The sequence below is a fragment of the Kitasatospora sp. NPDC089509 genome, from assembly GCF_044749365.1.
In the GTDB taxonomy this organism is placed as follows: domain Bacteria; phylum Actinomycetota; class Actinomycetes; order Streptomycetales; family Streptomycetaceae; genus Kitasatospora.
The window spans coordinates 122,924-149,532 of the sequence record NZ_JBIVHS010000014.1; the positions used below are offsets into that span (position 1 = coordinate 122,924).

The 26,609-nt window shown below is 75.7% G+C and carries 28 protein-coding genes; 20 read left to right on the top strand and 8 right to left on the bottom strand.

The genetic code is table 11. The annotated features are described in order from the left end of the window. Positions 1 to 3 precede the first annotated feature (3 nt). The 9 genes from ACIP4P_RS26900 to ACIP4P_RS26940 all read left to right on the top strand — a co-directional run bounded on the left by ACIP4P_RS26900 (position 4) and on the right by ACIP4P_RS26940 (position 8,913). A complete protein-coding gene (locus ACIP4P_RS26900; RefSeq protein ID WP_400922602.1) occupies positions 4 to 804 on the top strand; it encodes a cyclase family protein in 801 nt (266 codons plus the stop codon). 1 nt (position 805) lies between these two features. Continuing rightward, a complete protein-coding gene (locus ACIP4P_RS26905; RefSeq protein WP_400922604.1) occupies positions 806 to 2,191 on the top strand; it encodes an MmgE/PrpD family protein in 1,386 nt (461 codons plus the stop codon). A gap of 124 nt (positions 2,192 to 2,315) precedes the next feature. Then, positions 2,316 to 3,035 (top strand): ricin-type beta-trefoil lectin domain protein, encoded by a 720-nt coding sequence (locus tag ACIP4P_RS26910; RefSeq protein ID WP_400922606.1) that lies wholly within the window; start codon positions 2,316 to 2,318, stop codon positions 3,033 to 3,035. 161 nt (positions 3,036 to 3,196) lie between these two features. Then, the gene (locus ACIP4P_RS26915; protein ID WP_400922609.1) at positions 3,197 to 4,210 is read left to right on the top strand and encodes a 3-oxoacyl-ACP synthase III family protein; all 1,014 of its coding nucleotides are present in this window, start codon (positions 3,197 to 3,199) and stop codon (positions 4,208 to 4,210) included. Further along, on the top strand, positions 4,207 to 4,947 hold the full coding sequence (locus tag ACIP4P_RS26920) for a glycosyltransferase family A protein (protein ID WP_400922611.1): 741 nt from the start codon (positions 4,207 to 4,209) through the stop codon (positions 4,945 to 4,947). Before ACIP4P_RS26915 ends, ACIP4P_RS26920 begins: the two co-directional genes overlap by 4 nt. 38 nt (positions 4,948 to 4,985) lie before the next feature. Continuing rightward, complete coding sequence (locus ACIP4P_RS26925) at positions 4,986 to 6,455, top strand: AMP-binding protein (RefSeq protein ID WP_400922613.1); 1,470 nt, start codon at positions 4,986 to 4,988, stop codon at positions 6,453 to 6,455. Continuing rightward, positions 6,452 to 7,531, top strand: a complete 1,080-nt coding sequence (locus ACIP4P_RS26930) for a cytochrome P450 (protein WP_400922616.1) — start codon at positions 6,452 to 6,454, stop codon at positions 7,529 to 7,531. The genes ACIP4P_RS26925 and ACIP4P_RS26930 overlap by 4 nt, the downstream gene beginning before the upstream one ends. Further along, the gene (locus ACIP4P_RS26935; RefSeq protein ID WP_400922618.1) at positions 7,528 to 8,421 is read left to right on the top strand and encodes an NAD-dependent epimerase/dehydratase family protein; all 894 of its coding nucleotides are present in this window, start codon (positions 7,528 to 7,530) and stop codon (positions 8,419 to 8,421) included. Before ACIP4P_RS26930 ends, ACIP4P_RS26935 begins: the two co-directional genes overlap by 4 nt. A gap of 81 nt (positions 8,422 to 8,502) precedes the next feature. After that, positions 8,503 to 8,913 (top strand): hypothetical protein, encoded by a 411-nt coding sequence (locus ACIP4P_RS26940; protein WP_400922621.1) that lies wholly within the window; start codon positions 8,503 to 8,505, stop codon positions 8,911 to 8,913. Here the strand turns inward: ACIP4P_RS26940 and ACIP4P_RS26945 are convergent. Beyond that, positions 8,904 to 11,678 (bottom strand): AfsR/SARP family transcriptional regulator, encoded by a 2,775-nt coding sequence (locus ACIP4P_RS26945; protein WP_400922623.1) that lies wholly within the window; start codon positions 11,676 to 11,678, stop codon positions 8,904 to 8,906. The two genes, ACIP4P_RS26940 and ACIP4P_RS26945, sit on opposite strands and share 10 nt — an antisense overlap. Positions 11,679 to 11,920: 242 nt before the next feature. Between ACIP4P_RS26945 and ACIP4P_RS26950 the strand changes: the two genes are divergently transcribed. Beyond that, positions 11,921 to 13,297, top strand: coding sequence for a M14 family zinc carboxypeptidase (locus tag ACIP4P_RS26950; protein ID WP_400922626.1), 1,377 nt, complete (start codon positions 11,921 to 11,923; stop codon positions 13,295 to 13,297). 80 nt (positions 13,298 to 13,377) lie between these two features. Here ACIP4P_RS26950 and ACIP4P_RS26955 read toward each other — a convergent pair whose 3' ends face one another. Next, complete coding sequence (locus ACIP4P_RS26955; RefSeq protein WP_400922628.1) at positions 13,378 to 14,376, bottom strand: LuxR C-terminal-related transcriptional regulator; 999 nt, start codon at positions 14,374 to 14,376, stop codon at positions 13,378 to 13,380. Between the two features lie 285 nt (positions 14,377 to 14,661). On the opposite strand from ACIP4P_RS26955, the gene ACIP4P_RS26960 reads away from it, so the two are divergent. From ACIP4P_RS26960 to ACIP4P_RS26985, 6 genes are all read left to right on the top strand, one after another. Then, positions 14,662 to 14,898, top strand: a complete 237-nt coding sequence (locus ACIP4P_RS26960; protein ID WP_400922631.1) for a hypothetical protein — start codon at positions 14,662 to 14,664, stop codon at positions 14,896 to 14,898. A 122-nt stretch (positions 14,899 to 15,020) separates the two neighbouring features. After that, complete coding sequence (locus ACIP4P_RS26965; RefSeq protein WP_400922634.1) at positions 15,021 to 15,299, top strand: hypothetical protein; 279 nt, start codon at positions 15,021 to 15,023, stop codon at positions 15,297 to 15,299. A 190-nt stretch (positions 15,300 to 15,489) separates the two neighbouring features. Further along, on the top strand, positions 15,490 to 15,663 hold the full coding sequence (locus ACIP4P_RS26970) for a hypothetical protein (RefSeq protein WP_400922636.1): 174 nt from the start codon (positions 15,490 to 15,492) through the stop codon (positions 15,661 to 15,663). Positions 15,664 to 15,702: 39 nt separating this feature from the next. Then, positions 15,703 to 16,059: a helix-turn-helix domain-containing protein gene (locus ACIP4P_RS26975; RefSeq protein ID WP_400922637.1), complete on the top strand. Its 357-nt coding sequence runs from the start codon at positions 15,703 to 15,705 to the stop codon at positions 16,057 to 16,059. Between the two features lie 297 nt (positions 16,060 to 16,356). Beyond that, positions 16,357 to 16,509, top strand: coding sequence for an LxmA leader domain family RiPP (locus ACIP4P_RS26980; RefSeq protein ID WP_400922640.1), 153 nt, complete (start codon positions 16,357 to 16,359; stop codon positions 16,507 to 16,509). Between the two features lie 143 nt (positions 16,510 to 16,652). After that, positions 16,653 to 16,835, top strand: a complete 183-nt coding sequence (locus tag ACIP4P_RS26985) for a hypothetical protein (protein ID WP_400922643.1) — start codon at positions 16,653 to 16,655, stop codon at positions 16,833 to 16,835. Positions 16,836 to 16,956: 121 nt separating this feature from the next. Here ACIP4P_RS26985 and ACIP4P_RS26990 read toward each other — a convergent pair whose 3' ends face one another. Together ACIP4P_RS26990 and ACIP4P_RS26995 are read right to left on the bottom strand one after the other, a co-directional pair. Further along, positions 16,957 to 17,277, bottom strand: coding sequence for a transcriptional regulator (locus ACIP4P_RS26990; RefSeq protein ID WP_400922646.1), 321 nt, complete (start codon positions 17,275 to 17,277; stop codon positions 16,957 to 16,959). Beyond that, the gene (locus tag ACIP4P_RS26995) at positions 17,274 to 17,690 is read right to left on the bottom strand and encodes a hypothetical protein (RefSeq protein ID WP_400922649.1); all 417 of its coding nucleotides are present in this window, start codon (positions 17,688 to 17,690) and stop codon (positions 17,274 to 17,276) included. Before ACIP4P_RS26995 ends, ACIP4P_RS26990 begins: the two co-directional genes overlap by 4 nt. Before the next feature lie 113 nt (positions 17,691 to 17,803). Between ACIP4P_RS26995 and ACIP4P_RS27000 the strand changes: the two genes are divergently transcribed. Both ACIP4P_RS27000 and ACIP4P_RS27005 read left to right on the top strand, forming a co-directional pair. After that, on the top strand, positions 17,804 to 18,721 hold the full coding sequence (locus ACIP4P_RS27000; protein ID WP_400922651.1) for an ABC transporter ATP-binding protein: 918 nt from the start codon (positions 17,804 to 17,806) through the stop codon (positions 18,719 to 18,721). After that, on the top strand, positions 18,718 to 19,884 hold the full coding sequence (locus ACIP4P_RS27005) for an ABC transporter permease (protein ID WP_400922654.1): 1,167 nt from the start codon (positions 18,718 to 18,720) through the stop codon (positions 19,882 to 19,884). The genes ACIP4P_RS27000 and ACIP4P_RS27005 overlap by 4 nt, the downstream gene beginning before the upstream one ends. Positions 19,885 to 20,167: 283 nt before the next feature. On the opposite strand, the gene ACIP4P_RS27010 is transcribed toward ACIP4P_RS27005, so the two are convergent. The 4 genes from ACIP4P_RS27010 to lxmK form a co-directional block, all read right to left on the bottom strand. Next, entirely contained in the window at positions 20,168 to 20,323 is a 156-nt protein-coding gene (locus tag ACIP4P_RS27010) for a hypothetical protein (protein ID WP_400922656.1), read from the bottom strand. A gap of 81 nt (positions 20,324 to 20,404) precedes the next feature. Beyond that, the gene (locus ACIP4P_RS27015) at positions 20,405 to 21,820 is read right to left on the bottom strand and encodes an NAD(P)/FAD-dependent oxidoreductase (RefSeq protein WP_400922659.1); all 1,416 of its coding nucleotides are present in this window, start codon (positions 21,818 to 21,820) and stop codon (positions 20,405 to 20,407) included. Between the two features lie 27 nt (positions 21,821 to 21,847). Further along, positions 21,848 to 22,813 (bottom strand): T3SS effector HopA1 family protein, encoded by a 966-nt coding sequence (locus tag ACIP4P_RS27020; protein WP_400922662.1) that lies wholly within the window; start codon positions 22,811 to 22,813, stop codon positions 21,848 to 21,850. 1 nt (position 22,814) lies between these two features. Continuing rightward, on the bottom strand, positions 22,815 to 23,918 hold the full coding sequence (gene lxmK, locus ACIP4P_RS27025) for a class V lanthionine synthetase subunit LxmK (protein ID WP_400922665.1): 1,104 nt from the start codon (positions 23,916 to 23,918) through the stop codon (positions 22,815 to 22,817). Between the two features lie 156 nt (positions 23,919 to 24,074). Between lxmK and ACIP4P_RS27030 the strand changes: the two genes are divergently transcribed. Together ACIP4P_RS27030 and ACIP4P_RS27035 are read left to right on the top strand one after the other, a co-directional pair. After that, positions 24,075 to 25,343, top strand: a complete 1,269-nt coding sequence (locus ACIP4P_RS27030) for a M16 family metallopeptidase (protein ID WP_400922668.1) — start codon at positions 24,075 to 24,077, stop codon at positions 25,341 to 25,343. Continuing rightward, the gene (locus ACIP4P_RS27035) at positions 25,340 to 26,581 is read left to right on the top strand and encodes a M16 family metallopeptidase (RefSeq protein WP_400922671.1); all 1,242 of its coding nucleotides are present in this window, start codon (positions 25,340 to 25,342) and stop codon (positions 26,579 to 26,581) included. Before ACIP4P_RS27030 ends, ACIP4P_RS27035 begins: the two co-directional genes overlap by 4 nt. Positions 26,582 to 26,609: the final 28 nt, after the last annotated feature.

The following is a 26,609-nucleotide window of genomic DNA, read 5'->3' on the forward strand; positions in this document are numbered from 1 at the left end:
ACCGTGCGACTGCTCGACGCCCTGACCGCCGGCACCCGCGTCTACGACCTGGCCCAGCCGCTGGAGAACGGCATGCCCTGCTCGCCCAGCCACCCCGGCTTCCACTTCGCCCTGATCCGCCGCCACGGCGACCGCCCCACCCCCGACGGCGGCTCCGGCTCCAACGAACTGATCACCCTGGGCGGCCACGTCGGCACCCACATCGACGCCCTCGCCCACGCCGCCCACGACGGCCGCCTGCACGGCGGTCTGGACGCCGCCGCGAACACCGTCGGCGGCCGGCACCGCGCGCTCGGCGTCGACACCGTCGCCCCGATGCTCTGCCGCGGCGTCCTGCTCGACATCCCCGCCCTGCACGGCACCGGCCGCCTCGCACCCGGCTGCGGCATCACCCCCGACGACCTCGAAGCAGCCCTGGACGGAGGTGAGTTGAACCCCGGTGACGTCGCCCTGGTGCGCACCGGCTGGCCCCAGCTGTACGCCGACCCCGCCGCCTACGTCGGCCACGCCACCGGTGTGCCCGGCCTCACCGGCGAGGCCGCCGACTGGCTCGCCGCCCGCGGCGTGCGCGCCGCCGGCACCGACACCATCGCCTTCGACCGCATCCTGCCGGGCCTGGGCCACACCCGGATGCCCGCCCACCGCAGCCTGCTGGTCGAGCACGGGGTGCACATCGTCGAGGTGCTCGACCTGGAGGAGCTGGCCGCCGACGGCGTGCGGGAGTTCCTCTTCGTCCTCGTCCCGCTGAAGATCCTCGGCGCCACCGGCTCCCCGGTCCGCCCGCTCGCCCTCGTGGAGGCGTGAAGTGCCCACCCTGGTCACCGAGTTGGCGGACTTCGCGCATCACCACCACCGGCACGGCCTGCCCGCCGCCGTCGAGGGGCGCGCCGAGCTCGCCCTGCTCGACACCTACGGCTGCATCGTGGCCGGCGCGGCCACCGGACCCGCCCGGGCCGTCGCCGGCCACCTCGCCGAGCAGCACCCCGGCCGGCCCTTGCGCGAACTGCCGCGCCAGGACACCGCGTTGTGGCTGGGCACGGCCGCCCACGCACACGACTACGACGACGCCCAGCTGCCCACCATGGTCCACCCCAGCACCGTCGCCGTCCCCACCGCCCTCGCCAACTCCTCCTCCGGGGACTCCACTTCGCTGCTGCGCGCGGCCGCCCTCGGCGCCGAGACCGCCCTGCGCACCGGCGCCGCCGCACTGGACGGCGCCGACTCCGCGCTCTTCGAGCGCGGCCTGCACATGACCTCGCTGTGCGGGACGCTCGGCGCCGCCGTCACCGCCGGACTGCTGCGCGGCCTGGACCCCGAGCGCCTCGCCCACGCCCTGGCGATCGCCACCAGCCTGGCCTGCGGCCTGCTGGAGGCCAACCGCACCGGCGGCACCGTCAAGCCCGTGCACGCGGGCTGGGCCGCCGCCGCCGGAACCACCGCGGCCTCCCTCGCCGCCCACGGCCTGACCGGCGCCCCCACCGCCCTGGAGGGCCGCTTCGGCTACCTGGCCGCCTTCGTCGGCCCCACCGCCCGCCCCGAGGCGCTCACCGAGGGGCTCGGCGAGCGCTGGCACTACCTCGACACCGTCATCAAGCCCTACCCGACCAACGGCTTCACCCACCCCGCCGTCGAACTCGCCGTCCTGCTGCGGGCCGAGGGCATCGGCCCCGACCGGATCGACCACATCCGCCTCGACCTGCCCGGACCGACCCTGCGCACCGTCGCCGAGCCGCCCGAGGCCAAGGCCGCGCCCCCCGACGGCTACGCCGCCCGCTTCTCCGCCCCCTTCGCGGTGGCCGTCGCGCTGCGCGGCGGGGGAGGGCTCGGCGTCGCCCTGGAGGACTTCCCCGACGCCGCCGCCCACGACCCCGGCCTGCTCGCCCTCGCCGCCCGCGTCCACTGCCGCGCCGGCGTCCGGGAGAGCGCCGCCTTCCCCGGGCACCTCGGCGCCACCCTGCACGCCGTCCTGCGCGACGGCACCACCCGCACCCTGCACGTCGCCGACACCCTCGGCTCCCCGGCCCGCCCGCTGACCCGCGCCCAGGTCGAGGCCAAGTTCACCGCCAATACCGGCCTGCCGCCGCTGGCCCGGCCCGTCGACCCGGCCGCGCTGCTGGCCGCCCTGGAGCCCGCGTTCACGGCGGCCGCCGCCCCGACCACCGTCCCGACCACCGGAGGTGAGCTGGTGTGAATTGTTTCAGGACAAGTCATTCACAACAGTTGACGTGTCCTCATATCATCACTCACGCTGGGCGACACCAACCACACCATCCACACATCCGGTTGGGCCCCGTCGATCCGAACGGACCCCTCGTATGCGCCTGCGACGAACCCTCGCCGCCCTCTTCACCGGCCTGATCGCCCTGGTGGGCGTCGCCGTCCTGCCCTCCGTCGCCCAGGCGGACTCCCCGGGCAACTGCTCCACCATGCACAGCGGCCCGGTCGCCTCCGCCTACTGCAACAACGTGCCCAACGGCACCATCTGGCGCGCCCAGGCCGTCTGCTTCTACGCCGTCGGCACCACGCCGATCAACTACTGGGTCAACGGCAGCATCGTCACCGGCAACGGCACCTCCCAGGCCTTCTGCAACCCCGGGAACTACGCCACCAGCACCATCACCACGCAGGTCCTCGGCATGCAGGGCCAGCAGGGCCGCCTGGTCGGCTACGGCGGCAAGTGCGTGGACGTCGCCCACGGCAGCGACAACCGCGGCACCCCGGTGCAGATCTACGACTGCAACGGCACCGCCGCCCAGCAGTGGACCCTGGGCGTCGACAACTCCGTGCGCGCCCTCGGCGTGTGCCTCAACGTCACCTACGGCACCGCCGACAGCCCCAACGGCACCAAGGTCGAGGTCTACACCTGCGTCGGCAGCGCCGGCGAGCAGTGGCTGCCCCAGCCCGACGGCTCGCTGAAGAACGTGCTCACCGGCAAGTGCCTGGACGAGCTCGGCTTCGACACCTCCAACCGCGCCCAGCTGGGCATCTGGGACTGCAACGGTCTGGCCAACCAGAAGTGGGTCCTCACCCCCTGAGCGACCCCCGCGAGCAGGTGCCGGCCTCGACCCCCGTTCGGGACCGGCACCGTGGGACCCCGCACCGGGTGGCCCGCACCACCCGAACGGGTATCCGACCGGGGCCCACCTGAGTACCCGTACTCAGGTGGGCCCCGGCGTGCGCCCCGCAGCATGAAGCCATGCACCCAGCAGCGACCCCGAGGATCGGCATCACCGCCGTCGGCTCCCACCTGCCCGCCCGCCGCCTCACCTCCCAGCAACTCCAGGACGAGATCACCGCCGGCGCCGAACTCGCCCTGCCCGCACGGATGCTGGAGAAGGCCACCGGCATCCGCACCCGCCGCTTCGCCGCCGAGGACGAGTACGCCTCCACCCTCGCCGTCGGCGCCGCCCGCCGCGCCCTGGCCGCCGGTCGGCTGCACCCCGACGACATCGACCTGCTGCTCTTCGCCTCCGCCACCCGGGACCTCTGCGAACCCGCCACCGCCCACATCGTCCAGGCCGAACTCGGCACCCGCGCCCACGCGCTGGACGTCAGCAACGCCTGCAACAGCTTCCTCAACGGCATCGACCTGGCCCGCGCGATGATCCTGGCCGGCCGCGCCCGGCGCGCCCTGGTCGTCACCGGCGAGACCCCCAGCCGCGCCATGCGCCGCGACCCCGCCGACACCGCCGCCCTGCGCGAGGGCTTCGCCGGCTACACCTTCGGCGACGCGGGCGCCGCCGTCGTCGTCGAAGCGGTCGAACGCGGCGGCATCCTCGACATCGCCGCCCGCACCGCCTCCGAACACTGGCAGGCCGGCGGCATCCCCGGCGGCGGCTCCCGCCACCCGCGCGGCGACGAGTACAGCTACTTCCGCGGCGGCGGCAAGGAGTTGCGCGGCATCTTCGAACAGATCGGCCCCGCCGCACTGGCCGACCTCGCCCACCGCACCGGTCTCGGCTGGGACGACTACGCCCGGGTGCTGGTGCACCAGGTCACCGTCCCCTACCTGGAACGCTTCGTCGAACTCACCGGCGCCCCCGCCGACAAACTGGTGCTCACCGTGCCCGAACTCGGCAACATCGCCAGCGCCACCCTCGGCGTCCAACTCGACCGCGTGAAGCCGCAGCTGAGCCCGGGGGAGCGGGTCCTCATGATCGGCCTGGGCGGCGGCGTCAGCCTGATGACCATGGTCTGGGAGGCCTCATGACCGCGCTGTGGGTGATCATCCCCGCCTACCAGGAGGAAGCCCGCATCGACGGCGCCCTCAACGCCCTCGCCGCCCAGCACGACCGCGACTTCACCCTCCTGGTCGCCGACAACGGCTCCACCGACGCCACCCTCGCCACCGTCCACGCCTTCGCCGCCCGCGCCCCCTTCCCCGTCCACACCCTCACCGAACCCGAGAAGGGCGTCGGCAGCGCCGTCGACACCGCCTTCCGCCACGCCATCGCCCACGGCGCCACCCTGCTCGCCCGCACCGACGCCGACTGCCTGCCCGCACCCGGCTGGACCGCCGCCGCCCGCGCCGCCCTGCTCACCGGCGACGCACTGGTCTGCGGCCGCGTCACCGCCCGCCGCGACGAACACGGACCCGCCGGCCGCGCGCTCTTCCGCACCCTGGTCGCCCTCGGCGCCCTCTTCGGCCGCATCCGCCCCGCCCACCACCGCCGCCACGGCTACCTCACCCCCTACCGGATGCACGCCGGCAACAACATGGCCATCACCGCCGCCCTCTACCAGGCCGTCGGCGGCATGCCCCGCCGCCCCTCACCCACCGACCGCGACTTCCTCAACCGGGTCCGCCGCCACACCACCGCCGTCATCCGCAGCCCCGACATGGTCGTGCAGAACTCCACCCGCCGCATCCGCGCCTACGGCCTGCTCGGCACCGCCCGCTGGTACCTCGAACGCGGCCCCGGCCCCCGCCCCACCGACATCCGCTGACCCCCGCCCATCACCGCGCCCCGGAAGGACGGCCCGCCGTGCTCGACCGCCTCACCCACGCCCTGCGCACCCACCACCCCGACCGCCCCGCCGTCCTGCACCACACCCGCACCGGCACCACCCGCACCCGCATCCGCCGCGGCGACCTCGCCGACCTCGCCGACGGCTACGCCGCCGCCCTGCACGCCCGCCGCCTCACCCCCGGCGCCACCCTTGGCCTCGCCCTGCGCCCCGGCCCCCGCGCCCTCGCCGCCCTGCTCGCCGCCCACCGCCTCGGCCTGCGCACCGCCGTCCTCGACCCCACCGTCGGCCCCGACGTCCTCGCCGCCCACCTCGCCCTCGCCCAACCCGCCCTGATCCTCGCCGACGCCACCGCCCAGGCCGCCGCCGGCTGGGCCGCCCCCCTCGCCCGCCGCGCCGACCTGCGCCTGCCCCCGCTGCGCACCCTCGGCCCGGTCGCCACCCTCGGCCCCCGCCTGCCCGGCTGCGCACCCCGCCTGCGCCCCGCCACCACCCCCGCACCCGCCCACCACCCCGACCCCGACACCGACGCCGTCATCGTCTTCACCTCCGGCACCACCGCCCGCCCCCGCGCCGTCGTCCACACCCACGCCGGCCTCACCGCCGCCCTGCACACCGTCACCGAACTCGTCCGGCCCCGCCCCGACAGCACCGTCCTCGGCGGCACCTTCTTCGTCCTCGCCCCCGCCCTCGCCGCCGGCGCCACCGTCGCCCTGCCCGCCCGCACCCCCACCGCCCTCGCCCGCCAACTCACCCGCCTCACCCCCGCCCACACCTACCTCACCCCACCCCAGCTGCGCGCCGCCCTCGCCGCCGGCGCCCACCTCGGCGGCACCCTGTGGACCGGCTCCGCCCCCGCCGACGCCGCCCTGCTGCGCCGCGCCAAAACCGCCGGCGCCCACCAGGCCTGGAGCGTCTACGCCCTCACCGAACTCTTCCCCGCCGCCGCCGTCGAAGAGGCCGACAAGAGCGCCCACACCGGCGACGGCGACCTCGTCGGCCACCCCCTGCCCGGCATCCGCACCCGCCTCGCCGACGACGGCGAACTCCACCTCACCGGCCCCGGCGCCCGCCACCGCTACCTCGGCCGCGAACCCGACCCCTGGATCCGCACCGGCGACCGCGCCACCCTCACCCCCGACGGCCGGATCGTCCTGGCCGGCCGCCTCAAGGACATGGTGCTGCGCGGCGCCCGCAACATCTACCCCGGCCTGTACGAACCCGCCCTGCACATCCCCGGCGTCGAACTCGCCCTGCTCGTCGGCGTCCCCGACGGCCACGGCGACGAACGCCTCGTCGCCCTCGTCCAACCCGCCCCCGGCACCGACCCGCACACCCTGCGCACCCGCCTGGACGCCCCGCTGCAACGGATGGGCGCCGCCCGCCCCGACGCCCTGCTGTTCGGCACCGTCCCGCTCACCGGCCGCTCCCGCAAACCCGACCGGGCCGCCGCATCCGCCCACTGCGCACGGGAGTTGACCCGATGACCCCGCCGCCCGCCGCTTCGCTCGCCTCCGGCCGCCGGGCCCGGCGCCGCGACCGCACCGTCTACCTGCGCAGCCACCCCCTGCTGTTCGCCCTGCTCTGCGCCACCCGCCACCGCCCCGTACTGCGCCTGGGCCGCACCCTGCTCGTCCACCACCCCGACGCCTACCGCGAAGCCCTCACCCGCCTCCCGCTCGCCCGCACCGCACCCGGCACCACCGGCGGCACCGCCGCCCGACTCACCGGCGGCGGCCTGCTCTTCGACCAGGACGGCGACGAACACCGCACCGCCCGCCGCACCCTGGACCTCGGCACCACCGCCGTACGACGGCTGCGCCCGCACTGGCGGGCCCTGCTCGCCGAACGCGTCCCCGCCCTCGCCCACGGCCCGCTCGAACTCGTCGACCTCGCCACCGAGTTGGCCGGCACCGTGACAGCCGAACTCACCGGCTGCACCGCCCCGCCGCGCCAACTCGCCCACGCCGCACGGCAAGCCGCCGCCGCCACCGCCCGCGACCACCTGCCCGGCCCGCACCGCCCCGCCCGCCCCGGCCGCACGGCGGCCGACGCCGTCGCCCGCCTCACCGCCCTGCTGCCCGACCCCGGCCAGGCCATGCTCGCCGTCGCCGCCGTCAACACCACCGTCGCCGCCCTGCCCCGAGCCGTCGCCTGGTGCGCCGACACCCGCGCCTGGCCCACCGTCGACGAGGACTCCGCACCCGCCCTCGCCGCCGAACTCCTGCGCCTGACCGCCCCCTCCCCGCTGCTGCCCCGCGCGGCCGCCGCCGACGCCGTCCTCGCCGGACACCCGGTACGGGCCGGCGACCGGCTGATCCTGGTCGCCCGCCACGCCGCCCACGCCCACCGGCGCACCGCCCCCACCGACCCGGCCGCCACCCAGGCCGTCTTCGGCACCGGACCGCACGCCTGCCCCGGCGCCGCCCTCGCCCGCGCCCAACTCGCCGACCTGCTCCTCGCATTGGCCCCGCACCACCCGCACGTCCTGCACTCCCGGGCGGACCGCCGCGCCGCCCTGCCCGGCTACGCCCACCTCACCCTGCGCCGAGGAACCCGGTGACCCCGCGCATCGCCGTCACCGGCGCCACCGGCTTCTGCGGCGCCCACCTCGCCCGCGCCGCCGCCCGGCTGGGCCTGGACGTCACCTGCCACGGCCGCCGCCCCGGCCCGGTCGGCCGCCACCTGCCCTGGGACGCCACCCGGGACGACCCCGACCTCACCGGCGCCGACCTCGTCGTCCACTGCGCCGCCGCCGTCACCGACCTGCCGCCCGGCCACCCCGCCGAGGCCCACCAGCACGCCGTCAACGTCACCGGCACCCGGCGCGTCCTGCGCGCCGCCGCCGGCCGCCCGCTCGTCCACGTCTCCAGCGCCAGCGTCTACGACCCGCGCACCACCGCCACCGTCCTCACCGAGGACCACCCCACCGACGCCGGCCACCTCAACGCCTACGGCCGCAGCAAAGCCGCCGCCGAACACCACGCCCTCGCCGCCGGCGCCGTCGTCCTGCGCCCCCGCGCCGTCTACGGCCCCGGCGACCCCCACCTGCTGCCGCCCCTGCTCGCCCGCGCCCGCCACGGCCTGCTGCTCCTGCCCGGCCCGGACATCCCGCTCAGCCTCACCGCCGTCGCCAACCTCACCGACGCCTGCCTGGCCGCCCTCGGCCTCACCGGCACCCCGCCCTGGCCCCCCGGCGCCTACAACATCGCCGACCCCACCCCCTACCGCCGCGACACCGCCCTGCGCCACGTCCTCACCACCCACCGCCTGCCCGCCCGCATCGCCCACCTCCCCACCCCGCTCGCCCGCCTCGCCGCCCGCACCGGCCGCATCCCCGGCCTCACCCCGTACACCGTCGACCTGCTCACCCGCGGCGTCGTCCTCGACCTCACCCGCGCCCGCACCCAGGGCTTCCACCCCCGCCACACCCTGGCCGACTACCGCCCCTGAAACCGGCCCCGGTGGCGCGCCGGACGCCGGGACCCGGGAGGATGCGGGTGCCGGACGCAGTCCACGGGAGGGGAACCCGCCATGCTGATCGCCGACTTCGACCGGTACGGGCGGTGCGCCGACTTCGACCCCGCCACCGGGCGGCTCGGCCCCGGGCGGGCCGTCGCCCCCGGGGAGAGCACCCACGGCCACTACGGCCGGCTCGGCCGCACCCCGGTGGTGTTCTACCGGGGCGCGGACGGGCTGCGGCTGCGGGCGGGGGAGCACGACGTCCTACTGGACGCGGCGACCCCGGTCCGGCACCGGATCGCCGAACCGGAGTGCGTCCTGACCGTCGGCCAAGGCATCGAGCTGCGCTACCCGGTGCCGCCGGAGTGGTACGGCCTGGCCGACGACCCGACCCCGTTCGTCGAGCCCGACCACTTCGACCTCGGCCTCTTCGTCGCCAACGTCCTCGCCCACCCGGACCGGGGGGCCCGGCTCTACCGCTGACGCCCGCCCGGCGCCGCGCCCGCCCGCAGGGCGGCCAGGGCCGCGCGGGCCGCCGACTCGCCCTCGCCGTACTGGTGGAGGCGCGCCGCCCGCAGGGCCGCCTCCAGGTGGTGGGCGGCCTCCTCGGGGTGGCCGGTGGCGGCGAGGGCACGCCCGTAGAGGGTCTGGAGGACGACCCGGCGGGCGGCCGGGAACGGGGGCTCGGCGAGGGCGAGGCCGCGGGCCGCGTGCCGGGCGGCCTCCTCGGGGGCGCCGTCGGCCAGGCAGGTGTCGGCGAGGTGCTGGCGGGCGAGGGCGACCAGGTCGGCCCGGCCCGCCCGTTCGGCCAGGGCGAGCGCCCGGCCCAGCAGCTCCCGCGCCCGGGCCGGCGCCCCGTCCCCGCCGTGCCGGGCGAACGCGGCGGCCAGGTTGACCAGGGCGACGGCCTCGGCGCTGCGGTCGCCGGCCAGGGCGGCCAGGCCGGGGGCCCGTTCCAGGTGGACCAGGGCCTCCTCCGGCCGGCCCTCCTCCAGCAGCACCCACCCCAGCAGCGCCCGGGCCCGGGACTGGGCGCCGGGGGCGAGGTCGGCCTCGGCGGCCGCCAGCCCGTGCTCCAGCAGCGGCACCCAGCCGTCCCGGACCTGCCACACGATCAGCGGCCACTGCAGCAGCACCAGGCGCCACGCCCGGTCGTGCCGTCCGGCGGCGACCGCGGCCAGCGCCGCGCCGCGCAGGGTGTCGCGCTCGGCGGCGTACCAGGCCAGCGCGCCCGCCCGGTCCGGGAAGGGGCGCACCCCGACCGGGCGCCGGGCGTCGGCGGGCAGCTCGCAGCAGGGCTCGCTGCCGGGCTCGGCGGCCGCGCTCGCGGCCAGCAGGGTGCGCAGCAGGTGGTCGAGCAGCCGCAGCAGCGCCTCGTCCCCGCCCGCCCCGGCGGGCAGGCTGCGGGCGTAGAGGCGGACCAGGTCGTGCAGGGTGTAGGCGTCCCGGCCGATCTCGACCACCAGGTGGGCCGTCGCCAACTGCTCCAACGCGCCCGCCGCCTGCGGCAGTGCGCAGTCGGCCAGCGCGGCGGCGGTACGGCTGTCCAGGGTGGTGCCGGTGTGGGTGCCCAGCTGGCGGAACAGCCGGCGGGCGGGCACGGACAGGTGCTGGACGGTCAGCGCCAGGGCCGCGGCGACACTGGTGTCCTCCACCTCCAGCAGACCCAACCGGCCCTGCTCGTCCGCGAGTTCGTCGGCCAGGGCGGCCAGGCCCAGGCTCGGGCAGGTGGCGATGCGGGCCGCCGCCAGCCGCAGGGCGAGCGGCAGCCCGTCGCACAGCCGGGCGAGCCGGGCCGCGGCCTCCGGTTCGGAACCGACCAGGTCGGGCCCCAGGTCCGGGCCCAGGGTGGTGGCGAGCAGGGTGACGGACTGCGGGGCGGACAGCTCGGCCAGCGGCACCGGCCGGGCGGCGTCCGTGGCGACCAGCCCGCCGAGCCGGTCGCGGCTGGTCACCAGGGTGACGCAGTCGTCCCCGTCGGGCAGCAGCGGACGGACCTGCTCGGACCGGCGGGCATTGTCCAGCACGATCAACATCCGCCGCCCGTACGTCAGTTCGCGGTAGCGGGCGGCCAGCGCCGCGGGGGAGGAGGGCATCTGCTCGGCGGGCAGGCCCAGGGCGAGCAGCAGCTCGCGCAGCACCGCACCGGTGGGGCGCTCGGGCAGCTGGCTGTGCCCGCACAGGTCGACGAACAGCTGGCCGTCGGGGAACTCCGCCCGGTGCAGGTGCGCCCAGTGCACGGCGAGCGCGGTCTTGCCGATCCCGGCCCCGCCGGTGACGACGGCGATCGCGCCGGGGGAGCGGGCGGCCCGGTCGAGCGCGGCCAGTTCGCCCTCCCGCCCGGAGAACCCGCGCGGCCGGCGCGGGAAGGGCCCCGGCGCGGGCGCCGCCACCGCCGGTCCGGCCGCCGTCGCCGGGGGCACCGGCACCGGCACCGGCGCCGGTACCGCTACCGGCCCGGCCTTCGGCGCCGCCTCGCTGCGCAGCAGCACCGCGTGGGCCTCGACCAGCTCCGCCCCGGGGTCGATCCCCAGCTGCTCGGCCAGCGTGCGGCGGGTGCGCCGGAACCACTCCAGCGCCTCCGAGCGCCGCCCGGCCCGCCCGAGCGCCAGCATCAGCGCGGCCACCAGCGACTCCCGCAGCGGGTTCAGCGCGGCCTCGACCGCCAGCACCCCGGCGGCCGCGCCGTGGTCGCCGAGCCGGCCGTGGGCCCGGGCCAGCTCCTCCACGGCCGCCAGCCGCAGCTCCTCCAGCGACCGGGCGGCGCACAGCAGCGGCAGGCTGGGTTCCGTCCCGGCCAGCGCGGGCCCGTGCCACAGCGCGAGCGCCTCGCCCAGCGCCGCCACCGCGGCGCCCGGCTCCCGGGCGGCGCGGGCGGTGCGCAGGTACCGCTCGAACCGCCCGGCGTCCACCGCCGCCGCGGGCGCCCGCAGCAGGTAGCCGCTGCCGTCGGTGGCCAGTTCGACCCCGGCGGCGGCCGCCCCGTGCGCGGCGAGCAGCGCCCGCAGCCCGGAGACGTGGTTGTGGATGACGGTCCGGGCGTGCCGGGGCGGCCGTTCGTCCCACAGCGCCTCGGTCAGCCGGTCGACGCCCACCGGCAGGCCGGGGTGCAGCAGCAGCATCGCCAGCAGGCTCCGGCGCTTGGGCGATCCGACCGCGAGCTCCCGCCCGTCCGCGGCCACCACGGCCACCGAGCCCAACAACCGGAAATCCACCCGTTCCCCCACCCTGACCAGCCAATACGACAAGCATATGACAGTAGGCGATCTCTCCGTGACGCACGGTTCGCCCCCACCGGGGAGCCCACTGGGGTGCCCGCCCGGGGTCCGCCCGGGGTCCGCCCGGGAGTCCGTCAGGAGGCCCGCCAGGGACCCCGCCCGGGAACGTACCCCGCACCACGCCCCGGCGCGCACGCCGGAGCGGCCCCCTGGACGGACCCCCACCCGACCGGATCCAATACCACTTCCGGGCACCGAGGGAGGGAGACCCGATGCTGACCGACACCTCGACCAGTGCGGGCCGGGCGATCCTGCTCCACGACCGCTACCCCACCCTCGACGAACTCGCCGACACCGCCCGCCACCTGGCCGCCCGCCACCCCGACCGCTGCCGGCTGCGCACCCTCGGCACCTCCCGGGCCGGCCGCCCCCTGCAACTCCTGTCCATCGCCCCCGACGCCCCCGCCCCCGACGCCCCCGCCCCCGACCCCCGCACCCCCGACGCCGACAACGTGCTGGTCGTCTCCGGCGCCCACGCCGACGAGTTCTCCGGCCGGGCCGGCATCGTCGAACTGGCCCACCGCGCCCTGGCCCGCCCCACCCCGTCGACCCCGGCCCCGCCCCGGCCGAGGACCTGGCACTTCCTGCTCTGCCTCGACCCCGACGGCGCCCACCTGGCCCGCGGCGGCCTGCTCGCCCGCACCCTGCCCGCCTACTTCGCCGGCTACTTCCGCCCCGCCGCCGACGAGCAGCCCGAATGGGCCCCGGCGATCGGCGGCCGCCTCCCGGAGAGCCGGATCCTGCTCGACCTGATCGACGAACTCCGCCCCACGCTCCAACTCTCCCTGCACACCGCCGACGTGGGCGGCACCTTCCTCCAGGCCACCGCCGACCCGACCGCCCTGGCCGAGCCCTTCGCCCGCTCCGCCGCCGCCCTCGGCATCCCGATCGAGACCGGCTCCTTCGACACCCACCGGCTGCCCGCCGCCGGACCCGGCGTCTTCCTGATGGAACCGCACCACATCGACACCCAGGAGAACACCACCGGCATGCTCGCCCCCGGGCAGCAGGCCCCGGCCGGCGCCCGGGCCGCCACCTGGTTCGCCCCCCGCCGCCACGGCGGCCGCACCGTCGTCGTCGAGGTGCCCGCCTGGACCAGCGACCGGCTCGGCGACCCCGCCCCCGCCGGCGACGACGCCCACCGGCACCTGCGCGCCGGCGCCGACCGGCTGCGCGAACGCGGCAGCCGGCTCGTCGACCTGACCGCCGCACTCCCGCCCCACGACACCCCGGTGCTGCGCGCCGTCCGCACCCAGCTGACCGCACTGCACCAACTCGCCGACGCCTGGGACCCGGCCACCGCCGACCGGCCCCACCCGCCACCGCCCCTGCCCACCCGCGCGCACCTGGCCGGCGTCGACCTGTGGTCCCACCGCATCCCGGTGCGCGCCGCCGCCCTGCTGCGCCGCGCGACCCCCGTCCTGGGCCCCGGCCCCACCGAGCTCCTGCACACCTGGTGCACCCAGTACCGCCGCCGCTTCCGCCCCACCTGGCTCCCCGTCGCCCGCCAGGCCGCCCACCACGCCAACATCGCCGAGGCCGCGGCGGCGGTGGCGGAGGCGGCCGGGGTCGTCGACCGGCCCCGCTGACCCGTTCCGTTGGCCCGTCCTGCCGGCCGGTGCTGCGGCCCGGGTCGGACCCAGGCCCGGGTCGGACCCAGGGCCCGGGGTCAGATCCAGCCCCGCTCGCGGGCGAGCAGGGCCGCCTGGAAGCGGTTCGAGGCGCCGAGGCGCTGCATCAGCATGGCGACGTACTTGCGGTAGGTGCGGACGGCGATGCCCAGGTCCCGGGCCCCGTTCTCGTCCTTCTCGGCGTCGAACAGGGCCTGCAGGATCCGGCGTTCCATGGCGGTGAGGTGTTCGGCGGGTCCGTCGCCGGCTTCGTCGGGGGGAAGCTCCTGGGCCGTGTTCCACATCCGCTCGAACAGTGAGGCGAGGGCCGCCACCAGGCCCAACTCCCTTATCAGCAGGGCGCCTTTGGCCGTGTGGGTGGGGTCGATGGGGGTGAGGGCGGCGGCGCGGTCGCAGATGATCAGCCGCTCCAGGGGTTCGGCGGAGATCCTGATCTGGGCGCCCTTGGAGATCAGTTCGCGGGCGTAGGCCATCGTGGCCGGGTCGTCCAGCGCGGCCGCGCCGAGCAGGGTGCGCATGTGGACGCCGCGGCGCAGGATGCGCTCGTCGAGCGGGCGGGCGTGCGCGATGGTGTCCGGGCTCAGGACCCCGCCGGGGTTGGTGGTGAGGCTCTCGGTCCAGGTGAAGAAGGTGAGTTCGTCGATGGTCTCCCGGACGGCCGCCATCCCCTCCAGCCGCTGGATCATGTCGAGGGCGCGGTTGCCGTCCGTGTTGCGGGTCAGGGCCTCGCGTTCGGCGAGCAGGGAGTCGACCGTGCCGCTGGCCGAGACCCGGGCCTCCAGCCGCGACCGCAGCCGGCCCGCGGCGTCCTCGACCAGGTACTCCACGGCCCGGGCGGGGGAGACGGGGTGCAGGACGCCGTCGCCGCTCTCGCGGGCGAGGCCGAGACCGGTGAGTCTTCTACTCAACAGTTCGCCGTCCCGGGCGAGTTGGCGGGCGAGGTCGTCCCGGCCCGCTTCGCCTCTGCGGAGCAGGATCCGGTAGGCCTCCTCGTCCTCGGCGGAGACTTCCAGGAATCCCAAGCTGTGCTGTTGCATGCCTACCCCCGTGGCGACCCGGGACCAACCCTGGCGTGCGCCTGACAGCACCTCACTGGCACTGCATGGCACCGACAGTGTCCCTGTGTTCGATTCTATCCTCCGGTCCCATCCGTGGGTACAGAGAAGAGCACGGTGCCGGGCGCCGGGCGACGGGTGCCGAATGCGGCACGTTCACGTGCCGCAACATGCGCATACCAGGGCTCGATCGGTTTTCGAGCCCCCGGCAAGGTGTACCCCGAGAGGCGCGGATGCGCCGACATCGTCTTAGGGGGAAAGACCATCATGCGTGACATCACACGGATCGAGAAGACCACCGCCCGGTCCTGTCGCCGGCTCGGCCGGACCCTCGGTCTCGTCCTCGCGGCGGGCGTCGTGCTGGGGCCGGGTGCGGGCGCGGCGCTCGCCGCGGCCCCGGCCGCACCGGCGGCCGGCGTGACGGCGGACGCGACGGCCGGCGGCCCGGCCACGGCCCGTCCCGCGGCCGCGCCGGTCAACCCGAACGTCCACGACTGGGGGTGACCCGGCCCGGCGCAGGCCCCGCGCCGTGGGCCGCCACCCGCTCGCCCCGCCCGCCCGGGTGCCCGCCCCCCGGCCGGGCGGGGCGGTTCATGCCGATGTCCCGAGTCTTGTGAGGACCTGCCGTGCCCGACGATCGCCCCGAGGAAAGCACCGAACTGCACTTCGTCCGGATCGAGTTGACCGATGCCGCGCCGGCCGAGGCCGCTCCGGAGACCGCGGCGGTGCGGGTGATAGCCCTGCTGTCCGGGCGGTGGCGGGTGTCCCTGGTCGGCGTCTCGCCGACCACGGCGACGCTGTCGCTGACCGCTCCGGGGACGGTGCCGGCGGCGGCGGTCGAGGAGGCCGTCGACGAGGTGCTGGCGCGGCCCGAACTGCGCGGCTGGGTCCGCGCCGACCGCTGACCCGGTACACCCGCCGACCCGGTCCGACCGCCGGCCCGGTTCGACCGTCGACCCGGTCCGTCCGCAGATTCGGTTCATCCGGTTCATCCGGTTCATCCGGAGCCCGGCCGCCCCGTGCGGGCGGCCGGGCTCCCGTCCCGCATCCCGCCCGAAAGGCCGAACCATGCTGTCGCCGTTCATCCGTTCGAGGGTGCAGAACCTAGCGAAGCCGCACTCCGTCCTGTGGTGGGAGTTCGCCTCCCGCCTCGCCCTGACCCGTCGGGACCCGTTCCTGAAGGGCGCCGCGCTGTCCGTCGTGCCGTTGCTCCGGCTGGCCGCGGCCCGCGGTCGCGGGCCGGCCGGTACGGCGTCCGAGGACCGGTAGGCCGGTCGAAATGGAGGTCTGTCGAGAAATGGGGTCGAGGTGCCGCGTCCACCCGTAATTCCCGCGAACAAGAAGGCCGAGATCATTCTCGCGATCCTGTCCGGCGAGATGACCGCCGCGGAGGCCGCCCGGACGCTCGGTGTGTCGGGCCAGGCGATCAGCAACTGGAAACGGTGCTTCCTCAAGGCGGGCTGCGAGGGCCTGGAATCGGGGACGGGCCAGCAGACCAGGCGGGAGGCCGAGTTGATGAAGGAGATCACCGTCCTGAAGAGCGCCCTGGGGGACTCCTACCTGCAGCTCCAGGCGATCAGGTCGCGCCTGCGCCCCGCGGCGGCGCCCCGGGTCGGCCGGCCGGTGCCGGTGGGGGCCGGCCAGCGCCCCCGGGCCGCCATCTGACTCCTGACCCGCCCTCGGACGTGCCGTCACACGCCCCGGGATCGTCACGGCCCGCCGGACCCGGCGGGCCGTTCGCCGTCCCCGGCTCCGAGGGCGGACCCCGGCCGTCAAGCTTCGCGAACGGTTGCGTTTCCGCCGGATAGTCCGAGGTGAGGGCGCTGCCCGTGAATTCACCGCAGGATTGCCGATCGACCGGCTGTCGGGCCGCGTGCTGAAATCTTCTCAAGCGAGCGGAACAAACCCGAGAGGGGCCGGTCGCGAAATTCACCCGAGAATTCCTGTCGAGGAGGAACTCTTATGAACGAGAAGCTCATCGCCGGCTACGCCGCCTACACCACCACCGAGGAGTACGCGGGCGGTGCGGTCGGCGAGGCTCCGGCGACCAGCCCGGTCTGCACCTTCCTCATGTCCGCGGCGCTCTCCGCGAACACGGTCACCCAGCACTGCTGAGCGACTCCCCGTCGGTCAGGGATATCCGGGGGATCCGGGAAATCCGAGTCCTCCGGAATCCCTGACAAGCTCCGTCACCCCCGACGCCGATTCCGGCGTCGGTACCAGGAACGTCATCACCACTAAGAGGAAGAGGAATCATCATGATCACCAACGAGAAGCTCGTCGCCGGTTACGCCGCCTACACCACCACCGAGGAGTACGCCCTGGGTGCGGCGAACAGCCCGATGGGCTCGATCGAGTCGGTCAGCTGGCTGGTGTCGGCCGCCGCCTCCGGCGCCGTCGTGAGCGCCAGCGTCTCCGCCACCGTCAAGGCCGGCTGCTGATCACCTGATCGCCTGATCACCCGATCGCCGTGTGACCTTGGTTCCGCACTGGGTGCGGCCGTCCTTCTCCCCGGGGGGCGGCCGCACCCCGGCTGCGTTTGGCCCGCGGCCCCGGGGTGCCTCATGCGTTCCTGGCGTGCCGGCTCGCCTCCTCGGCGATGGCGCTCAGGGCCGCCAGGTGTCCGGCCAGGGCCGTACGGCCCTCGTCGCTGAGCGCCAGCCAGGTGCGGGGGGTCCGGCCGACGCGGCCCTTGCGGACCGTCACGTAGCCCAGCTCCTCCAGTCCGGAGACGTTCTTCGACAGGAGGGAGGGCGACAGCTGGCAGTAGTCCTGCACCGCCCGGAACTCGGCCTCGTCGCAGGCGGACAGGAAGGCCGAGATCCGCAGCCGGGTGACCGACCGGAACGCCTCGTCCAGGCCGCCCGCCGGATCATCCGTCAAGAGGTCACCTTCTTCCGCAGGGCCAGCCACGCCGCCACCCCGGCGACGACGCCGAGACCGGCGTAGACCAGCCGGGTCTCGGGCATGGCGCCGAGGCCGAGGACGACGTACACCGCGGCGCAGGTCGCGAGGTCGACCACGGTGCTGCGGGCCCGGCCGCGGATCCCGTGCAGGCCCTGGCGGACCCGGATGCGCCACAGCACGGCGAGGGCCAGGGCGGCGAGGAGCGCGCCGCCCGCGATGGCCGCCAGCCGCAGCAGGGCGTCGTCGGGGGCGAGCCCCGCCATGGTGATCGCGCCGGCGACGAGCAGGCCGCACAGCGGGGGAGCCCAACCCGGCAGGGAGGGCTGGGTTCCGGCGTCGTAGGAGTGCTGTGCCTGGGCGAGATGGTTCTGCGCTTCGTTGGCATCCATGGTTGAAATTCTGGCAACTACTTCCCTAAAATTCAAGTAGATACCGAACAGGAAACTCCGCGGCTCGCGCCGCCACGGCAGGCCCGGCCTCGCCCACACCGACAGGAGCCCCTGTGAAACCGCTGGTCATCGACACCCTCGTCAAGCGCTACGGCGACCGCGTCGCGCTCGACGCCCTGTCCTTCACCGTCTCCCCGGGAGAGATCTTCGGGTTCGTCGGCGGCAACGGCGCCGGCAAGACCACCACCCTGCGCATCGCGGTCGGCGTGCTCTCGCCCGACAGCGGCGTCGTGCGCTGGGGGGAGACGCCGGTGGGGCGGCCGGAAGCCGCCCGGTTCGGCTACATGCCGGAGGAGCGCGGCCTCTACCCGAAGATGACGGTCGCCAAGCAGCTCGTCTACCTCGGGCGCCTGCACGGACTGACGGCCCAGCAGGCCAGGGAGTCCATGACCCGCTGGACCCGGCGCCTGCACATCGAGGAGCACCGGGACAAGCCGGTCGACTCGCTCAGCCTCGGCAACCAGCAGCGCGTCCAGCTGGCCGCCGCCCTCGTCCACGACCCCGACGTGCTCGTCCTCGACGAGCCCTTCTCCGGCCTGGACCCCCTCGCCGTCGACGCGATGAGCGCCGTCCTGCGGGAGAAGGCCGAGCACGGCGTCCCGGTGCTGTTCTCCAGTCACCAGCTCGACCTGGTCGAGCGGTTGTGCGACCGGGTCGGCGTGGTGCACGAGGGACGGCTCACGGCCTGCGGGTCCCTGGCCGAACTGCGCGCGCCCCGGGCGGCCCGGCACCTGTTCCTGAAGGTCGACGGAGCCCCCGGGCACTGGCCGGCCGACACCCCCGCCGTCGCCTCCTTCCGACCCCAGGACGACGGCGTCCTGGTCGAGCCGGCGCCCGGCAGCACCGAGAACGACGTGCTGGCCGCCGCGATGCGCCACGGCACCGTCCGCCACCTGTCCTGGCACCAGCCGACCCTCGCCGACCTGTTCCGCGACCTCGTCGAGCCCGCGAAGGAAGACACCCCCGCATGAACACCACCCCGAAGCACCGCTCCTGGGCCGGCACCCGGCTCGTCTACCGGCGCGAGATCGAGGCCCGGATGGCCACCAAGGGCTTCCTGATCAGCATGGTCGCGCTGGCCCTGGTCATGTTCGGCCTCCTGGTCGGGCTCGGCTTCGCCACCGCCCCCAAGACCTCGACCGTCGCGGTCTGCGGCGCCCCCGCGGAGGCCTTCGGGCCCCCGCCCCCCGGCATCCGCCTCCAGCCCTGCGACGACCTGGCCGCCGCCCGCACCCGCACCGGCGACCAGGACGTCGACGCCGCCGTCGTCGCCCAGGGCGACCGCGTCACCGTCCTGGTCCGGGCCGACACCGGCGACCAGGCCAAGGCCGCCGCCACGGCGCTGGCCCACGGCTGGGCCACCGAGCGCGCCTACCGCCAGCAGCACGTCGACACCGCGCTGCTGGAACGCACCGTCGCCGGCTCCGGCCCCGCCCTGCTGACCGTCGGCGACGGGCACAGCGTCGTCCAGGTCGGGGCCGCCGTCAGCCTGGTCATCATGCTGTTCATGCAGATCATCGGCCAGGGCTCGGTCATCGCCCAGGGCGTGGTGGAGGAGAAGTCCACCCGCATCGTCGAGGTCCTGCTGGCCACCGTGACACCCCTGCAGCTGATGGTCGGGAAGGTCGCGGGCATCGTGACGGCCGCCGTCGTCCAGGTCGGCGCCATGATGGGCGCGGTCGTCGCGGCGCGCGCCGTCATGGGCGACCAGTCCACGACCCTGCCGGGGACGGGCGCCCTCGCCGCCACCGTGCTGTGGTTCCTGCTCTCCTTCCTCCTGTTCGCCGGCCTCTTCGCCGCCGCCGGATCCCTGGTCTCCCGCCCCGAGGACCTGCAAGGGGTCCTGATGCCCGTCGTCCTGCTGGCCATCGCCCCCGTCGGCCTGGCCGCCGCGGCGGCGGCCTCGCTGAACGCCGGCTGGGTGCAGGTCCTCCAGTACGTGCCGCCCTTCTCCGGGCTCCTGATGCCCCTGCAGTCCGCCGTCGGCAACGTCTCCCTGGCGCAGCAACTGGCCGCGGCCGCACTGACGTTGCTGGTCACCGCCGGCTGCCTGACGCTGGCCGCCCGGATCTACCGCAACTCGATCCTCAAGGTCGGCGCCGCCGTCCGCTGGCGCCACGCCCTGACCGCCTGACCGCCCCGCGGCCCCGGCCGCGCCACCGGCCCGCCCTGGCACCGCGCCAGGGCGGGCCGCAGTCGTGCCGGCCGCAGCCGTGCCGGCCACCGGGGCCGACCCGGCGCCGTTCGCGGCAGCAACACGGCTCCGACACAGGACTGTTGACGATCCATCAGGGTGCCATGGGAGCCGCTCGCACACGGCCGTCCGGCCCCCGTGGCCCCCGCGGGCAGCGCGAACGCCCGGCGGCTGCGGGAGCCACCGGGCGTTCGGGGGACGGGCGTTCGGAAGAAGGGGGTGCTCAGCCGGGCGACGGGCCGTCGCCGCTGTGCAGGTGGTGGCAGCGCAGCACGGCGCCGGCCACGTCCGCGGACACGGCCGGCCCGCTCCGGGCGCAGGACGGGCCGTCCGCGCAGCCGCCGGCCGGGCGCCGGGGGAGCGGGGTCCGGTGCGGCACGGCGACCAGGACGGGGCCGCCGGTCCCCGCCGGCGCTGACGCGGCGGGGACCGGCGGTGCTGCTCGGCGACGCGGCACGGTCTACCGCGCTGCCGTCGGGACCGCGAGGTCCGCGACGTCCGTGAGGTCCGTGAGGTCCGCGACGTCCACGGCCTCCGCGACGTCCGTGAGGTCCGCCGCCCCCGCGACGTCCACGGCGTTCGCCGCCTCCGCCGCCTCCGTGACGTCCGCCGCCTCCGCGGCCCGGTTGCGGATGGCGTCGAGCATGCCCTCCTCGCCCATCGGGTCGAAACTGACCACCTCGGGCAGCGACTTGATCCCGGAGATCAGGGTGATGAAGCCGACCTGGGAGTTCTCGGTGTAGGTCCGGCCGATCCCCTGGGCGCGCTCCATGTACTCCTCGCGCAGCCGGGTGGGGTCCATGAAGAACCGCACGTAGGCCAGGATGTCGTCGTAGAGCTGGCGGTAGACGGCGCCGAAGGCGTCCAACGCCTGCTCGCCCGCGGCCGGGTTGGCCAGCGCCGCGTCGATCGCCCGGGCGGCCAGCCAGGCGCCGGAGGTGCCGAGCCAGACCCCGGAGGAGAACAGCGGGTCGATGAACGCGGCCGCGTCGCCGACCGCCACCCAGCCCGGGCCGTGGAAGCGGTGGCTGATGTGGGACCAGTCCCGGGTGGTGCGCAGCTCGCCGTCGTGCCGGGCGTCCTCGACCATGGTGCGGGCGATGCGGCTGGAGGCGAGCCCCTCCTCGAACACCTCGCGCTGGGAACGGCCCTCCCGGGTCGCCCGGGCCAGCTGCTCGGCGGGCAGGACGTAGCCGAGGCTCAGCTCGGTGTCGGACACCGGGATGCCCCACATCCAGCCGCCCTGGGCGAGGGCCTCGACGAGGATGTCGCCGGGGAACTCCAGCGGCCGGTAGTCCGAGTAGTAGCCCCAGACGGCGACGTTGCGCAGGTCCTCCTGCCAGGTGACCTCCGTCAGCTTGCGGGTGAGGGTGCGGCTCTGGCCCGAGGCGTCGACGACGAAGGCGGCGGTGGCGCGGTGCTCGGCGCCCCGGTGACGGTACGACACACCGGTCACGGTGCCGGCGTCGTCCGTGAGCACGCCGGTGACCTGGGCCTCCTCGTGGACGTCGGCGCCGAACCCGCGGGCGGCGTTGAGCAGCAGCTCGTCGAACTCCGCGCGCCGCACGTGCCAGGAGTACGGGTAGCGGCCGCCGGTCTGGCTGAAGTCCGAGCGCCAGGGCTGGGGGTCCTGCCCCCACACCAGGTTGATGCCGGTCTTGCGCTGGAAGCGCGCCTCCAGCTCCTCGACGACCCCCAGCTCCTCCATCACCGGGATCATGCCGGTGATCAGCGACTCGCCGATGTGGTAGCGCGGGAAGCGCTCCCGTTCCAGGACCAGGACCCGGCGGCCCTGCTTGGCCAGCAGGCCGGCGACGGTGGACCCGGCGGGGCCGCCGCCGACCACCACGACGTCGTACGCGTGCGTCTCGGACATGCGAGGAACCTTTCGTTCGCGGGGCGGTCAGTAGCCGCGCAGCACGTCGGCCACGGGGGAGGAGAGGTTGCGGGCGGGCACCGCGGGGTCGATGTTGGCGTCGATGAACGCGGCCGCGACGACCTGCTCGACGGGCTCCTGCTCGCCGTCGGGCAGCAGGGCGTGCCGGATCAGCGCGTCGGCGAACACCTGGGTGCGGTGCTGGCCGAAGCTCTGCTCCCGGCGGGCGGGCCGCTGGTCGTCCGGTTCGAACGCGCAGCCGACCGACTCGGTGATCGGCTGGGTGAAGGGGGAGGTGCCGCCGCCCAGCAGGCCGGTGCCCTGGAGCAGGTCGGCGCAGGCGCGGGCGATCCGCCAGCCGGGCCGGGGCAGGTAGACCACGACGGCGTCGTTGCGCGGGTACAGCACCCGCGAGGAGGAGATCTTCGCCCGCCAGGGGACGCCGCTGTCCTCCAGGAACGCCACCAGGGCGCCCCACACCCCGGGCGCCGCGTCCGGGGTGTCCAGCCGGGCGTAGAGCCGCAGCGTCGCGCCGCCGCCCGGGCCCCGGCCGCGGCCGGAGGTGACGTAGAAGAAGCCGGGGGACAGGCCGGGACGCGCGCTGGGCAGCTGGATCCTGGCGGTGCCGTCCTCCCGCCCGAGGACGTGCTCGTCCGGGACGTGCACCCGCAGGCCGTCGACCAGCGCGTGCACGCCGCCGGCGGCGACCGGCGCGGCCTGGACGTCCAGCGGGGTGCGGCGGGCCCCGGTCGCCTCGTCCAGCAGGGCGTCGAAGGCCGGGTCGCGCCAGGTGCGCTGGGCGCTCTCCAGGGGCTTGGCCCGTCCGGTGTGCAGGGTCTGGTAGAGGACGCCGCCCAGGACGTGGGCCAGCTCCTGCGGGTTCTGCGCCTGGTAGGTCTCCCCGGCGGTCTCGGCCTCCAGCGCCCCGGGGGCCACCGTGACCAGGTCGGTCAGGGCGGCGACGGCGCCGGCGAGTTCGAGCTGTCCGAGCATCTCAGGCCTCCAGGCCGAGGGAAGAGGTGAAGTCGGCGGGGGAGAGCAGCACCGTGCGCCCGATGCCGGCCGCGGCCTTGTTGACCGGGGAGAGCACGGCGCTGGACGCGGCGGCGGCCAGCATCCGGTCGACCATGTGCCAGCCCGCGTACGACGCGGCCCGCACGGCCAGCTCCGCGTCCGCGCGCACGGCGGCCGGCGCCGCGCCGAGGTAGGCGCGGTAGAAGCCGCGCACCAGCGGGGCGTGCCGCTCGATCTCGGCCACCCCGGTCGCGATGATCTCCTCGTGGGTGGCCACGTGGCCGAACGGCGAGGCCTCGGACAGCTTGGCGGGGATGCCCGCGACGGCCTGGAAGAGCCACTCGCCGGCGAAGGCGCCGACGTCACGCGCCGGGTCGCCGACCCGGGCCTCCTCGAAGTCCGTCAGGTACAGGTCGGTGCCGTTCCACAGGAACTGGTCGAGCCGCAGGTCGGCGTGGATGGGGCCGCCCGAGGCGACGCCGGCGGCGTCCGCGGCGCGCAGCGCCCGCAGCGCCTCGACGACCGGCCCGTCGGCCTGCAGCAGGCGCCACATGGCGAGTTCGGCGGCGGAGGCCCCCGTGTAGTACTCCAGCGGCAGCGCCTCGAACAGCCCGATCGGCGGGAGCGGGTGCGCCTCGGCGTCCAGGCCGTCGGCGGCCATGCCGTGCAGCGCCGCCAGCACCGTGCCGGCGCGGGCGCACAGCGCCTCGTCGAAGTCCCCGTCCGAGGCCAGCACGGCCCCGGACCGGGCGTCGGGCACGTACTCGAAGACCAGCAGCCCGTGGTCGGGGTCGGATCCGATGAGCCGGGGCGTGTCCAGGACCCGGTGGCTGGCGCTCCAGGCGGCCTCGGTGCGCCGCAGCCGGTCGGCCCGCCGGCCGCCGGCCAGCTGTTTGACGAACACCGCGGCGCCCGTCTCGGTCGTGCCGGACCAGTTGTCGTTGCGTCCGTTCGTCCCGCTCATCGTGGCCGGATCGAACGGCCCGAGCCCCAGCCGGACCAGCAGCGCCTCGACCTGGGGGGCGTTCTCGAGACTTACCGGCTGAAATCGCGGCGTCTTTCCCCGTTCTCGGAATTTAACCATGTCAGGACAGTAGGTCCGGGTATCCGCGGGCGGCAACGCTCAACTTTCCGCAATATTTGACGGACTTCCCGGCGGACCGCCCCCGACCTGGCCAAATACCCCTCCGGCGGCAACTAATGATTGACCGTCACCAGCCACCGTGGTCTGATCCTCGGCATGGCGGAGGAAATCCATCGAACAACTCTCGACAACGGTCTCGAAGTTGTCGCCCAACACATTTCCGGAGTCACCGGCGCGGCGATCGCGGTGAATTACCGGGTCGGATTCCGGACCGAACCGCGGGACCGCTCCGGTTTCGCCCACCTCTTCGAGCACATGATGTTCCAGGGCTCGCTGAACGTGCCCGGCGGCGACCACTTCGCGCGGATCCAGGCGCACGGCGGATTCGTCAACGGCAACACCTTCCAGGACGTGACCGACTACCACCAGGTCGTGCCCGTCGGCGTCCTGGCGGAGGTCCTCGCCCTGGAGGCGGACCGGATGGCGCACCTGTCGGTGACGGAACGCAACTTCACCACCCAGCGCGACGTGGTGAAGGAGGAGATCCGCCAGCAGGTCACCGCCCGCCCCTACGGCGGCTTCCCCTGGACGACGCTGCCCGCGGTGCTCTACCGCCGCTGGGAGAACGCCCACAACGGCTACGGCGAGACCGCCGACCTGGACGCCGCGACCGTCGCCGACTGCGCCGACTTCTACGCCCACGGCTACGGCCCCGGCAACGCCGTCCTGGCGATCTGCGGACAGGCCGACCCGCACACCGCGCTGGACGCGGCCCGCCGGGCCTTCGCCGCCGTCCCCGCACGGACCCGGACCACACCCCCGGACCTGGGCGAACCGCTCGCCGACACCCCGCTGCACGGCACCGTCCGGGACCCGCTGGCACCCCGCCCCGCGCTCGCCCTCGGCTGCCGGCTGCCGGACCCGGCGGCCGACCTCGACGCCTACGCGGCCTTCCTGGTGCTGTCGAAGCTGCTGACCGGCGGCTCCAACGCCCGGCTGCGCCGCGCGCTGGCCCCCCTGCACGCCCAGGTCGACTCCTCGGTGGGCTTCTTCGGGCCGCTCATGGCCAGGGACCCGGACACCTTCCTGATCGTCTCCCACCACCCGGACGGACAGGCCGAGGCCGTGCTGGAGGCCGTCACCGGACAGTGCGCCGACCTCGCCGCCGGCGGCTGCCCCCCGCAGGAGGCCGAGCGCGCGGTGGCCGCCGCCCTCACCGACCACCACCAGCAGCTGGACTCCCTGCTGCACCGGGCCCGCTTCCTGGCCCGCGGCACCCTGCTGTTCGACCGCCCGGGCATCGTCGACGACCTCGCCGCCGCCCTGACCGCCGTGACCCCCCGCGCGATCGGGGCCGCCGCCGCCACCGTGGCCCGGCCCGCCGGCCGAGCCCTCGTCACCCTCCTGCCCGGGAAGGCCGCATGAACCCCCACGCAGCGGAGGTGGCCATGCCACCGGTGGAGACCCGCACCCTCGCCCACGGCGTCCTGGCCGCCGTCTCCGCCCTGCCCACCGTCCCGCTGGTCCAGGCGCACCTGGCGATCGACCTGCGGCCGCGCACCGTGCGGGAGCTGGCCGTGCTCGACGTGCTGGCCGCCTGCTGGCCGGCCCTGCCCGCCTGCGCCCGGTTCGAACAGCACGGCGGCGTGGTCACCGTCACCCGCCAGGGCCGCTGGCTGCTGCTCTCCCTCACCGGCCCCGCCGAACGGCTGCCGCTGATCACCCGGGCCTTCGCCGCCGCCGTCCACGCCCGCTACGACGACGCCCAGGTGCGCACCGCGGCCTCCCGGGCCGCCCAGCAGGCGGCCCTGGCCGAGGCCCAGCCGGCCGCGCAGACCACCCGGCTGCTGTGGCAGGAGTACTACGGGCACCTGCCGGCCTTCCTCGCCCCGGCCCCCGACCCCCGGGACGTCCTGGCGGTCACCGTCGCGGACGTGACGGCCGCCCACGCCCGCACCCTGACCCCGCGCCACTGCGTCGCGGTCCTGGTCGGCGACCTGGACCACCGGGCCGCGCTCGACGGCCTGGAGGAGGCCCTCGCCGACTGGACCGCCGACCCCGCCGCCCGCCCGTACCGCTACCGGCAGCCGCCGCGCCCCGCCCTGCGCCGGATCACCACCCGGGCCCACCCCGGCCTGCCGCAGAGCCACCTGCGGCTGGCCGGCACCTCCCCCTCCCGGCGGGACCTGGCCGACTTCGCCGCCGGCCAGGTCGCCGCCCTGGTCCTGGGCGGAGCCTTCTCCGCCCGGATCAACCGGGTGCTGCGCGAGGAACGCGGACTGGCCTACCGCACCACCGCGCTGGTGACCGACCACCTGGACGGCGACGTCCTCGTGGTCGAGGCGGACGTGCGGCCCTCGGCCACCGCCGAGGCCACCGACACCCTGCTGCGGATCCTCGCGGACTTCGCCGACCACGGCCCCACCGAGGCCGAGCTGCGCGCGGCCGTCGGCAACATCACCGGCAAGTACGCGCTCAACGTCGGCGCCCAGAGCACCCGCGCCGCGCTGATGCTGTCCTTCCTGACCCTGGGCATCCCGCTCGACGCCATCGCCCGCTTCCCCGCCCACGTCGCCGCGCTCAGCCGCGAGGACGTGCACCGGGCGGCCGCGCTCCACCACCCCGACCGGCTGACCGGCATCGTCCGCACCGACCCCGCCTAGCCAGAGCCTGTCCGGCGGTGGCCCTGAC

Excerpts from the sequence above, each read along its gene's own strand:
- ACIP4P_RS27030 (WP_400922668.1), top strand. The coding sequence starts at position 24,075 with ATGGCGGAGGAAATCCATCGAACAACTCTCGACAACGGTCTCGAAGTT.
- ACIP4P_RS26915 (WP_400922609.1), top strand. The coding sequence starts at position 3,197 with ATGCACCCAGCAGCGACCCCGAGGATCGGCATCACCGCCGTCGGCTCC.
- ACIP4P_RS26950 (WP_400922626.1), top strand. The coding sequence starts at position 11,921 with ATGCTGACCGACACCTCGACCAGTGCGGGCCGGGCGATCCTGCTCCAC.
- ACIP4P_RS26910 (WP_400922606.1), top strand. The coding sequence starts at position 2,316 with ATGCGCCTGCGACGAACCCTCGCCGCCCTCTTCACCGGCCTGATCGCC.
- lxmK (WP_400922665.1), bottom strand. The coding sequence starts at position 23,918 with ATGGTTAAATTCCGAGAACGGGGAAAGACGCCGCGATTTCAGCCGGTA.
- ACIP4P_RS26940 (WP_400922621.1), top strand. The coding sequence starts at position 8,503 with ATGCTGATCGCCGACTTCGACCGGTACGGGCGGTGCGCCGACTTCGAC.
- ACIP4P_RS27005 (WP_400922654.1), top strand. The coding sequence starts at position 18,718 with ATGAACACCACCCCGAAGCACCGCTCCTGGGCCGGCACCCGGCTCGTC.
- ACIP4P_RS27035 (WP_400922671.1), top strand. The coding sequence starts at position 25,340 with ATGAACCCCCACGCAGCGGAGGTGGCCATGCCACCGGTGGAGACCCGC.
- ACIP4P_RS26960 (WP_400922631.1), top strand. The coding sequence starts at position 14,662 with ATGCGTGACATCACACGGATCGAGAAGACCACCGCCCGGTCCTGTCGC.
- ACIP4P_RS26930 (WP_400922616.1), top strand. The coding sequence starts at position 6,452 with ATGACCCCGCCGCCCGCCGCTTCGCTCGCCTCCGGCCGCCGGGCCCGG.
- ACIP4P_RS27020 (WP_400922662.1), bottom strand. The coding sequence starts at position 22,813 with ATGCTCGGACAGCTCGAACTCGCCGGCGCCGTCGCCGCCCTGACCGAC.
- ACIP4P_RS26980 (WP_400922640.1), top strand. The coding sequence starts at position 16,357 with ATGAACGAGAAGCTCATCGCCGGCTACGCCGCCTACACCACCACCGAG.
- ACIP4P_RS26985 (WP_400922643.1), top strand. The coding sequence starts at position 16,653 with ATGATCACCAACGAGAAGCTCGTCGCCGGTTACGCCGCCTACACCACC.
- ACIP4P_RS27015 (WP_400922659.1), bottom strand. The coding sequence starts at position 21,820 with ATGTCCGAGACGCACGCGTACGACGTCGTGGTGGTCGGCGGCGGCCCC.
- ACIP4P_RS26995 (WP_400922649.1), bottom strand. The coding sequence starts at position 17,690 with ATGGATGCCAACGAAGCGCAGAACCATCTCGCCCAGGCACAGCACTCC.
- ACIP4P_RS26955 (WP_400922628.1), bottom strand. The coding sequence starts at position 14,376 with ATGCAACAGCACAGCTTGGGATTCCTGGAAGTCTCCGCCGAGGACGAG.
- ACIP4P_RS26920 (WP_400922611.1), top strand. The coding sequence starts at position 4,207 with ATGACCGCGCTGTGGGTGATCATCCCCGCCTACCAGGAGGAAGCCCGC.